This window comes from Novosphingobium sp. G106 (assembly GCF_019075875.1).
GTDB lineage: Bacteria > Pseudomonadota > Alphaproteobacteria > Sphingomonadales > Sphingomonadaceae > Novosphingobium.
In genome coordinates this window covers 26,777-39,354 of sequence record NZ_JAHOOZ010000003.1, presented here as the reverse complement: position 1 = coordinate 39,354, position 12,578 = coordinate 26,777, and the positions used below count along the sequence as shown (strand labels likewise).

Annotated in this window: 20 protein-coding genes; 11 read left to right on the top strand and 9 right to left on the bottom strand. The window is 60.8% G+C overall.

Translation table 11 applies throughout. The features are described 5' to 3' along the window. Window positions 1–588 precede the first annotated feature (588 nt). Together KRR38_RS32215 and KRR38_RS32210 are read right to left on the bottom strand one after the other, a co-directional pair. Window positions 589–828, bottom strand: coding sequence for a hypothetical protein (locus KRR38_RS32215; RefSeq protein ID WP_217407903.1), 240 nt, complete (start codon window positions 826–828; stop codon window positions 589–591). Further along, the gene (locus tag KRR38_RS32210) at window positions 825–1,577 is read right to left on the bottom strand and encodes a hypothetical protein (RefSeq protein ID WP_217407902.1); all 753 of its coding nucleotides are present in this window, start codon (window positions 1,575–1,577) and stop codon (window positions 825–827) included. The genes KRR38_RS32215 and KRR38_RS32210 overlap by 4 nt, the downstream gene beginning before the upstream one ends. Window positions 1,578–1,987: 410 nt before the next feature. Here KRR38_RS32210 and KRR38_RS32205 point away from each other — a divergent pair, with 410 nt between their 5' ends. The 5 genes from KRR38_RS32205 to KRR38_RS32185 all read left to right on the top strand — a co-directional run bounded on the left by KRR38_RS32205 (window position 1,988) and on the right by KRR38_RS32185 (window position 4,167). Beyond that, a complete protein-coding gene (locus KRR38_RS32205; RefSeq protein ID WP_217407901.1) occupies window positions 1,988–2,170 on the top strand; it encodes a DUF3606 domain-containing protein in 183 nt (60 codons plus the stop codon). 134 nt (window positions 2,171–2,304) lie between these two features. Then, window positions 2,305–2,430 carry a hypothetical protein gene (locus KRR38_RS37165; RefSeq protein ID WP_256449653.1) on the top strand — a complete coding sequence of 42 codons (126 nt, stop codon included), beginning with the start codon at window positions 2,305–2,307 and terminating at the stop codon, window positions 2,428–2,430. Further along, window positions 2,430–2,618 (top strand): hypothetical protein, encoded by a 189-nt coding sequence (locus tag KRR38_RS32195; protein WP_217407900.1) that lies wholly within the window; start codon window positions 2,430–2,432, stop codon window positions 2,616–2,618. The genes KRR38_RS37165 and KRR38_RS32195 overlap by 1 nt, the downstream gene beginning before the upstream one ends. 799 nt (window positions 2,619–3,417) lie before the next feature. Continuing rightward, window positions 3,418–3,564 carry a hypothetical protein gene (locus KRR38_RS32190; RefSeq protein WP_217407899.1) on the top strand — a complete coding sequence of 49 codons (147 nt, stop codon included), beginning with the start codon at window positions 3,418–3,420 and terminating at the stop codon, window positions 3,562–3,564. Window positions 3,565–3,768: 204 nt separating this feature from the next. Beyond that, complete coding sequence (locus KRR38_RS32185) at window positions 3,769–4,167, top strand: hypothetical protein (protein WP_217407898.1); 399 nt, start codon at window positions 3,769–3,771, stop codon at window positions 4,165–4,167. A gap of 453 nt (window positions 4,168–4,620) precedes the next feature. Here the strand turns inward: KRR38_RS32185 and istB are convergent, their stop codons facing one another. The 5 genes from istB to KRR38_RS37160 all read right to left on the bottom strand — a co-directional run bounded on the left by istB (window position 4,621) and on the right by KRR38_RS37160 (window position 8,372). Then, window positions 4,621–5,349 carry an IS21-like element helper ATPase IstB gene (istB, locus tag KRR38_RS32180; RefSeq protein WP_217407897.1) on the bottom strand — a complete coding sequence of 243 codons (729 nt, stop codon included), beginning with the start codon at window positions 5,347–5,349 and terminating at the stop codon, window positions 4,621–4,623. Beyond that, complete coding sequence (istA, locus tag KRR38_RS32175; RefSeq protein ID WP_217406814.1) at window positions 5,336–6,850, bottom strand: IS21 family transposase; 1,515 nt, start codon at window positions 6,848–6,850, stop codon at window positions 5,336–5,338. The genes istB and istA overlap by 14 nt, the downstream gene beginning before the upstream one ends. Window positions 6,851–7,190: 340 nt before the next feature. Further along, the gene (locus KRR38_RS32170) at window positions 7,191–7,457 is read right to left on the bottom strand and encodes a hypothetical protein (protein WP_217407896.1); all 267 of its coding nucleotides are present in this window, start codon (window positions 7,455–7,457) and stop codon (window positions 7,191–7,193) included. Then, window positions 7,454–8,218 (bottom strand): hypothetical protein, encoded by a 765-nt coding sequence (locus tag KRR38_RS32165; protein ID WP_217407895.1) that lies wholly within the window; start codon window positions 8,216–8,218, stop codon window positions 7,454–7,456. Before KRR38_RS32165 ends, KRR38_RS32170 begins: the two co-directional genes overlap by 4 nt. A 22-nt stretch (window positions 8,219–8,240) precedes the next feature. Beyond that, window positions 8,241–8,372 (bottom strand): hypothetical protein, encoded by a 132-nt coding sequence (locus KRR38_RS37160; protein ID WP_256449652.1) that lies wholly within the window; start codon window positions 8,370–8,372, stop codon window positions 8,241–8,243. Window positions 8,373–8,605: 233 nt separating this feature from the next. Here KRR38_RS37160 and KRR38_RS32160 point away from each other — a divergent pair, with 233 nt between their 5' ends. From KRR38_RS32160 to KRR38_RS38020, 3 genes are all read left to right on the top strand, one after another. After that, on the top strand, window positions 8,606–8,851 hold the full coding sequence (locus KRR38_RS32160) for a hypothetical protein (RefSeq protein ID WP_217407894.1): 246 nt from the start codon (window positions 8,606–8,608) through the stop codon (window positions 8,849–8,851). Between the two features lie 284 nt (window positions 8,852–9,135). Continuing rightward, a complete protein-coding gene (locus KRR38_RS32155) occupies window positions 9,136–9,666 on the top strand; it encodes a hypothetical protein (RefSeq protein ID WP_217407893.1) in 531 nt (176 codons plus the stop codon). Then, complete coding sequence (locus KRR38_RS38020) at window positions 9,660–9,737, top strand: hypothetical protein (RefSeq protein WP_217408110.1); 78 nt, start codon at window positions 9,660–9,662, stop codon at window positions 9,735–9,737. The genes KRR38_RS32155 and KRR38_RS38020 overlap by 7 nt, the downstream gene beginning before the upstream one ends. Window positions 9,738–10,035: 298 nt before the next feature. On the opposite strand, the gene KRR38_RS32145 is transcribed toward KRR38_RS38020, so the two are convergent. Together KRR38_RS32145 and KRR38_RS32140 are read right to left on the bottom strand one after the other, a co-directional pair. Next, on the bottom strand, window positions 10,036–10,404 hold the full coding sequence (locus KRR38_RS32145) for a hypothetical protein (RefSeq protein WP_217407892.1): 369 nt from the start codon (window positions 10,402–10,404) through the stop codon (window positions 10,036–10,038). A 3-nt stretch (window positions 10,405–10,407) separates the two neighbouring features. Continuing rightward, a complete protein-coding gene (locus KRR38_RS32140) occupies window positions 10,408–10,665 on the bottom strand; it encodes a hypothetical protein (RefSeq protein WP_217407891.1) in 258 nt (85 codons plus the stop codon). A 606-nt stretch (window positions 10,666–11,271) separates the two neighbouring features. On the opposite strand from KRR38_RS32140, the gene KRR38_RS32135 reads away from it, so the two are divergent. The 3 genes from KRR38_RS32135 (at window position 11,272) to KRR38_RS32125 (ending at window position 12,547) form a co-directional block, all read left to right on the top strand. Beyond that, complete coding sequence (locus KRR38_RS32135; protein ID WP_217407890.1) at window positions 11,272–11,430, top strand: hypothetical protein; 159 nt, start codon at window positions 11,272–11,274, stop codon at window positions 11,428–11,430. 32 nt (window positions 11,431–11,462) lie between these two features. After that, window positions 11,463–11,885: a hypothetical protein gene (locus tag KRR38_RS32130; protein WP_217407889.1), complete on the top strand. Its 423-nt coding sequence runs from the start codon at window positions 11,463–11,465 to the stop codon at window positions 11,883–11,885. 404 nt (window positions 11,886–12,289) lie between these two features. Continuing rightward, window positions 12,290–12,547, top strand: a complete 258-nt coding sequence (locus KRR38_RS32125; protein WP_217407888.1) for a hypothetical protein — start codon at window positions 12,290–12,292, stop codon at window positions 12,545–12,547. Window positions 12,548–12,578: the final 31 nt, after the last annotated feature.

Here is a 12,578-nt window from a genome sequence, read left to right as displayed (position 1 = left end):
CGAGCTGCGAAGTGCCATTCGCCCAGCGTGGCCTTAAATCCGCGACCCTACGGCCTAGAGTTCGATCAAGGTGGCCCGGCAGGGCGCAGGGCGGCGGCACTCAGGCCGGTCAGCAAAATCAACAAGGCAATCAGCAGGGACAGCCGGGCGAAAACGCTGACCGGAACCAGCAGGGCGGCGCCGGACAATCCGGACAGTAGAACCAGCAGGGAATGGGCACCCCCCCAGTCACCTGGCGCGGCGCCAGAGGGCGGCCAGCAAGGAGCCGCGGCCGACCGCCAGCAGGGTCAGCAGAACCAGCAAGCGGGACAGGCTGGGCAGCAGGGCGGGCAGAATAACCAGCCATAAATGACTGCCGTAGAGACCCCGCTCCGGCGGGGTCTCTGACACATTCACTATCAAGTCGACTGAAGAAAAATCCCCGCCGAAGCGGGGATGAGGTGGGGTGACTTTCTCTTGGCCGCGCCATGGAGGGGGGGACGGGATCATTTATGGCGCGACCCCTTCTCAACGGCCTGGCACACTGATGTATCCCGTTGATTGAAAAGAATTTGGGGGCGACGAAGATGCAATTGCCGGCGACTGTGATCAGTCATTTTGCAAGCGTATGTGCGACTGTGGCTCGTTCAGCAGCTTACGAGCTGCACTCTGCACGCGACGTTGATCTGGCCCGTCAAGCATGCCCAGGACGTCGATGAAAGTCTCCGCATTGCCATCGGGGAGGTAATAAGAGGCCCGAAGCTGCATGAGGGTGAAGTGATGACACATACCGCGGAGTACTTCTTCAAGTTGATGCTCCCGCCTGGTGACCTGTGCATGAGCGGTCATGGCAGTAGCTCCCTTATGGTCGCGTGGCGTAGTTTCCCGCTTCCCTTCAGATGTTGAGCCCGAACCCGGAGCACCGGATCGACCCAGCGCGCTCCTTTGCGCTTGTCCATTTGCAGCGCCGGCTTAGCGCGGCCGTGCCGATCGACCGCGGTCCAGAACCGATCGCGCTCGTCACCGCCTAATGTGACAAATGCACTGCCGGCGTATTCGAGGCCGTCGCTACTTTCACGAGCCAGAAGCGCGAATGCCGGTTTGCCGGGTTCGTGCTCGGCGCCCACGACCAGGTAATCGCCCTCGTCGTAGCATTTGACCTTCAGCCAGCTCTTCTGCCGTCCGCTCCGGTATCGGCTGGAAGCACGTTTGCTGACGATACCTTCAAGTTCGATCCCGCATGCAGCATCGAGAAGCTGCTTCCCAGTCCCCTCGAAAGTCGGCGAAAACTGGATGGGTGTGCCGGGATCATGATCGCCGATGAGATCGCGCAGGCGGGCCCGGCGCTCAACCAGTCTACTTTCGCGCAAATCCTCGCCGTCCAGATACAGCACGTCGAAGGCAACGAAGACGAGGCGTCGAGGCTCAGCCTTGATCGCTTCTCGGAGCGCGCCGAAGTCCGAGCGGCCCTGGTCATCCTGAACGATGATTTCGCCATCAATCGCGGCATTCGGCGCCACCCGGCATGCCGCGGCCACGATGGGAGAATAGAGGCTCGACCAGTCGTGGCCATTGAGGGTGAAGGCCGTTTCCGCCACTGGTGACGATCAAGGTGCGATAACCGTCGTACTTGATTTCGTGCAGCCAGCCCTCGCCCTCCGCTGGTTCGTCAACCAGCGTCGGCAGCAGCGGTGCGATGAATGCCGGACTCTGCCTTCGTCGCGCTCGCGGTATTATCGGCTCATGAAGCATCGTTAGTTGGGACTCATTTGCGCCGAGTCGTGTTCCAGCTGAGTCGAAATGAATCCGACCAAGAAAAAAATGGCGGCCCACCTGAATGGGCCGCCAATAGGATGATGGCTCGATTGAGCCTTCGGGTCGCAGGGGGTTTCCTAATTTCAGCTAATTCGTGCGACTTGTAGAAACACGACAAGCAGTAGGGGAAACTGATCCGTTCTGGAGGAACCGTGCGCCCGACCGCGGGTTCAGCCAATAAAGGAGATCACCTATGGCAGACGACAAAGCCAAGCAGGGACAGGACCGGAAATTCGTCGCAGGCGGCGAAGAGTACGAAGTCCGCCATTTCGCCGAAAAGCATGGCCTTTCGATCCAGCAAGCGCAGGAGCTGATCGATCGAGTGGGCAACAGCCGCGAGGCATTGGATGCCGCCGCTCAGATGCTGAAGGGTTAGGCTGTGCCTGTCTCCCAACTCAGCGGGTCGCTCGCGTACTTGCAGCCCAGCGGCTCAGCATCAACGCCGATGGATATGAACCGTCGGCGTCAGATGAGGTCGACGCGGAATGGCGCGATTACATTGATGATGCGGTGGCTGTGCTAAAGACGCTCCGCGAACCGGACATCGTGATGGCGAATGCCGGCAATGCCGAGACGTGGACCAACATGGTTGAGGCGGCAATCGACGATTATGGGTACCAGAAAAGGCCCGACTGATGCCTGACGACCTCATTGGAAAGCTCCGGGGCGCAGATGAAGAAACCGTCTATCAGGCGATGGACCGGGCCAACATCGACTGGCCGATCAACGACCGCGCCGAACTGCTGGAAGCTTTCAACCGCGTGCTGGACGTAGTCTCCGTGCCCGATGCTGACGGCGATGTCTGCGAAGGCGATCGTGCTTAGGGTACAGTATGGTTTGGCCCGAGAACATGAATTGGCAATAACCAAGGGGCTTCCGGACGCCCTTTGGTGCTAGTGGTGGCGGAATGCGATCCTCTCAATGCCTCGACTGGAAGGGACGCCTCGATGGGTAAGCGTACTATCATCATGGCCCCGGCTATCTGTCTTTCGCTGATAGGTGCAGCGCCAACAGCTAACGCTCAGGATGCTTCGGAATCCGCCATAATCCTTGGAGGGTCCAATCAGGCGGGCGCCAATGGGTCTCTTGGATCAGCAATCGCGAACAGCTTCAACGCAGCCGGTCGCGCGGTTTCATCGGCAGGCAGCGGTAACACCCAAAGGGTTCAATCCAACTCACGGATCGTGCAGGCGCGCTCTGCGCGTTCCATATCGACGGCACGTGTAGCTGCCGATCCGCTTGCCGGCTCAGGAGCGTCGGCATACCGCACGACCTCTGGCGCAACTATTAGCGTGAGCGGCTTGATGACGGCTGGTCCTGGCGCGGTCTGTGTGAGGAACTGCCGCTAAATATTTGAAGGCCAGTTGTTGACCCCTCACTTCGCACTAAGAAGGGGTGCGTGCTTCGAGTGGATCGCGCGGGATGTCGGCGCGCCGGGTGATGTGGAATACCGTGCGAAGGTCAGCGAGCTTCTCATCGGTATTCGAAAGCATCCCAGGCGCCGGGGCGAGCCGTGATGGCGGTCTTTGAGCTGACACTGCTTGTCGCAATCGGGCTTGCCAGCGCGTTACGCAGTGGAACGGTAGGTTCGCCGAACCGTTTTCATAGCATCGGACCGATTCTATGCTGACTGCGATGTTCCCGCGCTTCGTGAGTGATACCCGCGGCGCTATGGTCGCCGAATATGCGCTGGTCCTCGCGCTGACATTCGGCTGCTTCGCCTGTGCTGCGCTCTATCTCGGCGACAAGCCTACCGCCTCACGGCCCTGAGCACCAGCTCTCCAGTTCGGAGGTGACAAGGGTTAGTCTTGTGCTAAATCTGCGGCGGTTGTCGCTCATCCGTTCACAGCCGGACCGAGCGGCAGCTACCCCATCTTCGTGCCCCTGATCGCCGGCCCGACGCGCTGAGGAACAACGCCACCATCGGTGCGCTTTCATGGTTCAAGGATGCCATTACCTGCTGCAAAATCGCGCATGAGCGACCGCTTAATCACCTTCAGGATATTTATGGCAGTTTGGAGCGCTGGAGCATTCTTCGCTGCCTATTCGGGCCTGTCTGAGGATTATCTCTACAGACGAGACGGCATAAAAGTCATCGGCAGATTTGAAATTCATTCCGACGACATTGGGCCGCGCAACGATATGGGAATATTGTCCTATTCCGTGGACAGGCAGGCATATCACCTTACCTCATTTCGCGGACCTGGCGTGCACCGGCCTGGGGATGTTGAACAGCTCTTCTATTTACCGGGCAGCCCAGACCGTGCGCGTGAAGCCGACTATCTCCTATTCGATCTGATGTGGCTCGGCCTCGGATTGGCGGCGCTCATGCTCTCGCTTTTCAGCGGTAAAGTTGTCCGTTGGAGGACATAATCGCGTACGTATTTGCTCATTCCGCGGCTCAAAACGGACTTTCAGGATCCCCCAACTTTCCGGTCATAGCAGTTTACCGAAAGCGGCTCTGCGCTCGTTTCCATTACCGGTCCGGCGGCAGGTCCCATGAACGGCAGAGCTGCGGGTATTGATCGGAGGGGAAGCTGTTCGCCCGCAGCGTAGATGCTTCGAGACGCGCTCCTCGTGCGATTGAACGATATGTTATGCCCCGCGGCGGCGATCATGGTGTAAATAGGCGTTGAACCGGGACCCCATATCGGCGTGCAAAAGGGCCCCCCCTTTGCGGTTTGCAGGGCGGTTGTCCCGGTAGTCCATAGGAGGGACCCGCGGCCGTCGCCGCGCGCCTCCTAAAGCGCTGGCGGTGACGGCCGTGGGAGGTTCCTGTGGACCCACCGGGTCAACCGCCGGGTGGGGGGTCCGGGGGGGAGGGTTTTAGCTCCGGTTTCTGAGGCGCCAGCTGTCGTTGCCGGTCTCGACGATGTCGCAGTGATGCGTGATGCGGTCGAGCAGCGCGGCCGTCATCTTGGGATCGCCGAACACGGTCGGCCATTCCCCGAACGCCAGGTTCGTCGTGATGATCACCGAGGTGCGCTCGTAGAGCTTGCTGACGAGGTGGAACAGCAGCTGGCCGCCCGAGCGGGCGAACGGCAGGTAGCCGAGCTCATCGAGCACGACGAGGTCAAGGCGCGAGAGCTGGGCCGCAAGCGCGCCTGCCTTGCCGAGGCGGCTCTCCTCCTCGAGCCGGTTCACCAGATCCACGGTGTTGAAGTAGCGGCCGCGGGCGCCGGCACGCACGACGCTGGCAGTGATCGCAACCGCGAGGTGGGTCTTCCCGGTCCCGGTGCCGCCGACCAGGACGATGTTGCGCTGTCCGGGCAGGAACGAGCCGGCATGCAGCGAGCGTACCAGCTGCTCGTTGATCGGTGTGCCTTCGAACACGAACGCATCGATGTCCTTCACCGTCGGCAGCCGGGCCGCAGTCATGCGATAGCGGATCGATGCCGCCTGGCGGTGAGCAGCCTCAGCGCGCAGCAGGTCGGTGAGGATCTCCATGGCGGTGCGCTTGCGCTGCATGCCCGTGGTGACCGCCTCGTCGAAGGCGCTGGCCATGCCCTTGAGGCCCAGGCCGCTCATCGCGGCGATCATCTCATGCCGCTGCACGGGCGCCTCGCAGCAGGTCGTATCGAGCACAGTCCGCGGTCGGCGGGTGGCTGAGCGCCAACGCTTCGGACGTCGCGATGGTCAGTGGTCGGGGCGGCTCGCGCCGTCGTGCCAGGATGTTGAGGATCACATCGTCGCTGGCAGCGCCGGCGGCGAGCGCCTCGCGGATCGCGGCCTCGACCGCTTCGAGCCCGTCGGTGAGCACGGCAGAGAGCACGCGCACGAACCGGCGGTCGGCTTCATCGCCCGTTCCCAGCTTGCGCCTGAGCCGGGCCAGTGCTGGCGGGAGATCCCAGTCCTGGAACGGTGCCCCGTTCCTTAAGGCGCCCGGCTTCTTGGCCAGCACCGGCAGGTAGTGCCAGGGATCGAGGATCATCCGATCGCGGCCGAAGAAGCGGGGATGCTCGGCGACCACCTCGTCGTCGAGGCGGACCACGATCCGGTCGGCATAGGCGCGAACCTGCACCGCACGCCGGGCCGCCTTGGCCATGACCGAGTAGCGATTGCGGTCGAAGCTGATCAGGCAGGTGCCGGTTACCGCGTGCGGCGTCTCGTGGAAGCCGTCGAACGGCGCCAGCATCGCCTGGAGCGCCGGGCGCTCGGCGTCCCATGCCTCGGCGATCGTCAGCTCGCGCTGATCGGGATGGGGATGCAGCGCCGCCCAGCGGCGGCACTCGGCCTCAAGCCACCCGTTCAGTTCCTCCAGGCTCGCAAAGCGTAATCGGGGCTGGAAGAACCGGCCGCGCATCGTCTGCACCTGGTGCTCGACCTGGCCCTTCTCCCAACCCGCCGCTGGCGAGCAGGCGGTGGGCTCGATCATGTAGTGGTCGGCCATGATCAGGAACCGGCGGTTGAAGACCCGCTCCTTGCCCGTGAACACCGTCGTGACCGCGGTCTTCATGTTGTCGTAGATGCCCCGCGTCGGCACGCCGCCGAAGAAGGCGAACGCCCGCGCGTGGGCGTCGAACACCATCTCCTGCGTCTCGCGGGGATAGGCCCGCACGAACACCGCCCGCGATGCGCAAAGCCGCATATGCGCGACCTTCACACGCATCGGCTTGCCGGCGATCTCCACATCCTCGTGGCTCCAGTCGAACTGGTATGCTTCGCCCGGCCGGAACATCAGCGGGATAAACGCCGCCGCGCCGTCGCCGGCATCCTTGCGCCGATCGTCCAGCCAGCGCTTCGCATAGCGCCTCACGGCATCGTAGGAACCGTCGAACCCCTCGCGCAGCAGCAGGTCGTGGATCCGCGTCATCCGCAACCGCTCGCGCCGGGGTCGTGCCTCGTTCTCCGTCAGCAGAGTATCCAGGCGCTCCTGGAACGGGCCGATCCGGGGAAGCGGCTGCACCGACCGCCGATAGGCAAATCCCGCTTCCGGGGCGCGGATCGCCTTCCTTATCACCTTGCGCGACACCCGCAGGTCACGCGCGATCGCCTTGATCGATTTACCGTCGGCGTGCTCGCGCCGGATCCTTACTACCGTCTCCAAAATCAACATCCCGATCCCGCCGCCTGGCTACAACCAAGCCGACGCACCTAAACCATCGAGATGGGGGTCCCTTTTAGATGCCGATCACCCCCATAACGGGGGCCTTTTTTGCACGCCGATCCACAATCATGGATCAGCGCCCATAATTGCCTTCGAAGCGCAGGACTCGCCAGATGCTCGGTTATGCCTGCGTAGCCTTCCTGTTTGAGCTGGCGAGTGCTATCCTGAACGCTGTTGCAGGGACCCATTCTCGCCAGCTCGAATGCCCGCTCGACAATGCCATCTTCTCGCAGAGGCGCCTTTCTGCGTCGTCCCGTCAAAAATGGGAGCATCCCAGAGAATGGCAACCTCATCTACGAGTCAGATCTCGTGTGCGCGTCCTCGACAAAGCGATCCGCTGCTGCGGCTCATTCAACAGCTTTCGGGCCGCGGCCTGAACCTTTCGGTAATCCGGCCCGTCGAGCATTCCAAGGATGTCGTCTATAAACGTCTCTGCGTTCCCATCGGGCAGATAGTAGGATGCCCGGAGCTGCATCAGGGTCAGGTGGTGGCAAAGGCCGCGAAGCGCTTCCTCGAGTTCGTGCTCGGGGCTGGCGATGTTCGAATGCGCGGTCATGGCAGTATCTCCCTTATGGTTGCGTGCCGCAGTTTCCCCGCTCCTTTCAGATGCTGCACGCGGACCCGCATCACCGGATCGACCCAGCGTGCTTGTTTCCGCTTCTCCATCGCCACAGCGGGCTTCGTCCGGGGGTGCAGATCTATGCTGGTCCAGAACTTGTCACGCTCATCGCCTCCCAGAGTCACGAAAGCGCTGCCCGCATATTCCAAGCCGCCATCGACCTCGCGCGCCAGGAGGGCGAGCGCCAGCTTTCCCGGCTCATGCTCGGCACCGATGACAACATAGTCGTCTTCGTCATAGCATTTGATCTTGAGCCAGCTCGTCTGCCGGCAGCTGCGATAGCGGCTGTCGAGCCGCTTGCTTACGATGCCCTCAAGGCCCATCGCGCAGGCCGCGGCGAGCAGATCGCGTCCGAAACCCTGCTGGCTCTCTGAGAACTGGATCGGTGTGCCGGGATCATGATTGCCAACGAGGCGGTGCAGCTTCAGCCGGCGCAGGCGTAGGGGCTCGGATCTCAGATCCTCGCCGTCCAGTTCGATCAGATCGAACGCCATGAAGACTAGGCGATGCGGCTCGCCCTCGATGGCAGAACGGAGGCCGGCGAAGTCGGAGCGTCCGTGCTCGTCCTGCACGATGATCTCGCCATCGATCGACGCGGTCTTGCAGCGCAGCCGCAGCGCGGCGCCGACGACAGGGGCATAGCGGTCAGTCCACTGGTGCCCATTGCCGGTGAACGCGCGGGCCTTGCCATGATCCAAGACAATTAGCGTGCGATAGCCATCATATTTGCTCCCACTCCTCGCCCTCGGGCGGCTCGGTGACGAGCGTCGGCAAAAGCGGAGGCACGAAAAGATTGCCGGGATCGCGCCGGTACTTGGCCCGCGAGGGGTTGAGGATGCGATCGTACAGCATCGCTTCTCGGACTCATCTGCGCCGAGTCGTGTTCCACGCGAGTCGAAATGAATTTCTGCTTCTAAACTTCGGGCCTTCGCAAGTGGTTGAAAAGGCTCACTTGCGTGCGTCTGAAAAGAATCGATTAGATTGCTGTTAGTTCGAGGATTACGCTTGTTGGGCGAGGCTTCCGAGGGGAAGCCTCGCCGATAGGGTTGCAACAAATTGCTCACTCAAACGGCGGAGCAGTAGTCATGCCAAGCTACAAGATATTGCCGACCGAGCCGTCACGATCCGCGGAATTTAAGGCTTGTGATGCGGCGGCAGTGTTCCAGTTGGTCAGCCGGCTGGAATGCAAGGAAGCGGATGTGCTGGCCGATGATGCCTATGCATTTTCGGTTCGTTTGGGCGACAATGGCCTCTGGACAATCTTCAATCGTGGCGGCGATTTTAGTCGAGATGACATCTCAGCCTGGGGCTCGGGTATCCACGCGCTCTGATCGCCGACGGCTCTTTCGTAGATTTCTCCGACAGTGCGCCTACAGAAAGGTTAACCAAGATTGGAAAAACACAATCGGCATCCTTGCCCGTTCATTCTGCAAATTTTGGACACCATATCAATATTTTAAAAGGGAGGCCAATCGCCTTCTCGAAATGGCACAGGCTTAATTCATATTTGGGAGATTTATGAGGGAACCGCCGCGACTGGCTCAAGTTGCGACAATGATCAGGCAATGGGGCTTTGATCAACTTGTGGAAGGGGTTTCCGCCATGAAAAGAAGCTTTGACCGCCGCCATCACATGCCTCGCTATGAGCAGCGCGACGGCACATGCGACTACCGTATTTTTGGAGGGCGTGACGCCGGTCGACTCGGAGTTTCGATTTAGTTATGGTGGCTCCCTCTCGCCAACTGAGGGCGTGAAGTCCGGCTCGATGCTGGTCGTTTACGATTTCGCCGGTTACGTCGATGGCTCGATTGCAGCGACTTCGCCGAATATCTCCGCAACTACAGCGTTCACGTCGAACGGTCTCATCCTTGATCCGAGTTTCACCGATGATCCCAACATCGTGAATCTCGTGTTCACCTACACAGGGCCTAATTTCCAAACCACGCCGGCTCCCCCGGCATCGCCCTATCCTGCCCTTGATTTCACCGGTCTTTCCGCTCGCTCCATCTACGGAAAGGTGAACTTCGACGGCTTCTCGACATTGACCGTAAAAAATACTCCGTTTGAAGCTGGCACAAATGTTTTCTCGACGGGAAGCGTAGGCATTCCTAGCCCCGTTCCGGATCGGCAACCTGGGCGATGCTGATCGCCGGCATCGGCATGGTGGGAGCCGCTATGCGGCGACGCCAGGCAGCAGTATCGTTTTTGGCTTATTGAGCCTGATCGGCTGATGAAGGGGCGGCGTGGCCTCATCGCTCCGCCGTCGCGATCTACGAGATCTGATGACAAATGCGTCGCACCTGCTATGGGCGCCGCCGGCTGCCGTCCGTGCAAAACCCAAACCTTCGGGCGGCAGCGCCCGGCCCAAACGAAAAGGGCGCCCCGGATGAAGCCCGGAACGCCCTTCCTTGTAGCCAACCTTGGAGGGGTCGGAGATCAGGCCTTGGTCGAGTTTCACCCGATTGGCAAATCCTGTTATCGGCGGCCTACTTGCGATTACGATAATCGTTGCACCTCAGTTGGATTTGGATCGACGCAGACGCAGGATGTCGAGGACATCCAACACCTGCTTATCGTTCGCATCCTTCAATGCCGCCGCTAACCCGGTCATGTGCTTCGCATGCGCTTCGATCCGCAAGCGCAGATCGCGCTTGGACTTTGCGCTGGGGTCGGCTGCTATCAAGATGGCAAGGGCGGTGGCGAGGATCGTCTCCAGTTCGGCGTTTTCAATCGTGATCTCACCGGGCGAGATTTCGCGATCCCCTAAGGAATAGAACGCCGCCTGGATTACCGTCTGAGCACGCATGTACAGCTTCGTCATCGGGTCCGCGTCCTCGGGAATCCCTTCAAACAGCTCGATCGGCACCTCATTATCGCCGGCCATGTCCTACTTCCTCTCAGGCAGATCGCGAGGCGCCACCTTGCCGTGCCTGTGGAGCCCGACCCGGTTGAGCGCGGCATTCATGCTCTGCGAACGCCCGATCTCGTTCTCGGCTTGGCATGACCTCCAGAAATAGCTGATCGCTTCTGCGGGTATTCCAACGAACCGCAGCGCGCGAAGTGCCAAGCGAACGTCGGCACCGGTCTGCAGCCCCTCGTGGCTGCGTGCAACCGCGGCCCGAAGCACGGCGAGGGCGTCATCCATGGCCGAGCATTTTGATCGTGGCTTCTGCGAACTGCATCATTGCCTGATGCCAGTAGGCGCTGACATCCTTCCAGGCGGGATCGATCTCCTGATCCCGCTGCCTCTCCCACATCCGCTCAGCAAGCTCCTCTGCCAGGGCCGCGAGATCGTTCGAAGTGCAGAGGCGACAACGGCCGGGGGGCGACTCAGACGGCATGCCCTATTTTAGAACAAAGAAAGACCACACTGCAAGGCAGCCTTTGCCAACCGATGCTAATTCCCGAAAAGCCGCCGCAGCCAAAACCGCTTCCGTGTCGCCGGTGCTCGTTGCCCGGCCAGCTCGTAGAGACAGTGGCCAAGTTGGACCGCCTGGTTCTTGTCCATCATGAAGTAGGCCGAATGGACATCCGATTCAGAGTGAGGCGTCGGCGTGGTTACGCTTTGCAGGCGTATCACCACTTTCGAACCGAGATCCTGTGTGGTCCAGCCTACTAGGGTTCCGTACGAATATTGATCGGGGGTTGACACTTTGTGCCTCTCATTCGGCAAAATCGGCCTACAGCAGCCTAAATGGCCAGCGTAAGCGAAAGGGCGCTTCCGTACCATCGGCGGCGGCGAGGAGATCAAGTGAGCGTGATCGAGCTAGCGAAGATGGCTGTCGCGGGCTTCGGGGTAGGCCTCGCCGCCTATGCGGCGATGGAAACCGAGCCCGAGCAAATCGCGCGCCGAGCGGGTTACGGCATCCTCGGGCTTGGGCTGTTCATCGCCGTTGTGCTGACTAGCTAGACGCAAGCCGCGTTTCGTCGCATTATCGCCGAATGCAATGGCTCAAGGATACCCTGCGCACGTGGCGGGCCGGCCTTAACCTGCTCCTGATCTTCGCGCCGATGTTCCTTCCCGCTTTTCTGGTCGGAGCGCTTGCGCTCTACGGTCTGTTCAGCGTCGGCTTGATCAGTGAGCCGACGAAGCGCGCCTACTGGTTCGCCGGTCTTCTCGTGCTGCCCTACTTCCTTGCTGTCGCCTCAGGTTCGATCATGGTGGCCGTGCGCGATATGGACTTGCCCCCCTCTCAAGCGCGAGGTCCACAAAGTGACCGGGCGTTCTGGGAAGTAGCGAGCCTAGCGGCGGCGTACCTTTGGCTTAGTCCGGTAAGCGGTCAGCTCTATTTCGTTGGCTATCTCGACGACCGCAGCAATCGCCTTCGCCTCATCCGGGGTCATGTCCTCAGGGCATTTGATTAGATCGCGACACCAGTCGGGCAAGCCCGTGCCGTCCGCCATGGAAGCCCGCAAGTCTTCAATGCTGCTCATGCCATCGAGAGACCCATCAGTCCGGCCCTCATCGTCAGGTCTGCGGAGATAGGTCCACATGGCCTCAATCGCACGCTCGACCACGGCCCGAACCTGAGAGCTGACGTTATCGAGTGAAGCGCGTTCGCGAAGGCGCTGTCGGTGGAGCTTCTGGCGCTCAGCATTGCTCATAGGAGACATGAGCGTGACGTAACGCACATCGGCTCAAAGTGCAATCCGTTACGTAACGCTATTGACGGTAGCATGATGCTCCGTTACGTAACGAGACGGCCCGACAACCCGCAGCAACGGGAAGCCGAGCCTAATCGCAACCTTGCAGCAACAAGGAAACGACTATGAACGCCACTAACATGGGCGTGCCGATCGTGCACGCCTTCGACGCCCAAGCCTGGCTTACGGACTTCGCCGCCCTCGGCGGTGGCTACGACGTCGGCGATAACAGCCTCGGCTTGGCCCTCATCATCGGCAATCAGACCGACGCCGAACTGGCGCTGGGTCAGATGATGATCACCAGCCTGACCGCCAACGAAAAGACGGCGCTGTTTCGTCACCTGCGTACAACCATCGCAAACGCGGGAGGCGGCAATAACTGAGCTGAACAGGCGAGCATTGCTCATGGCCACC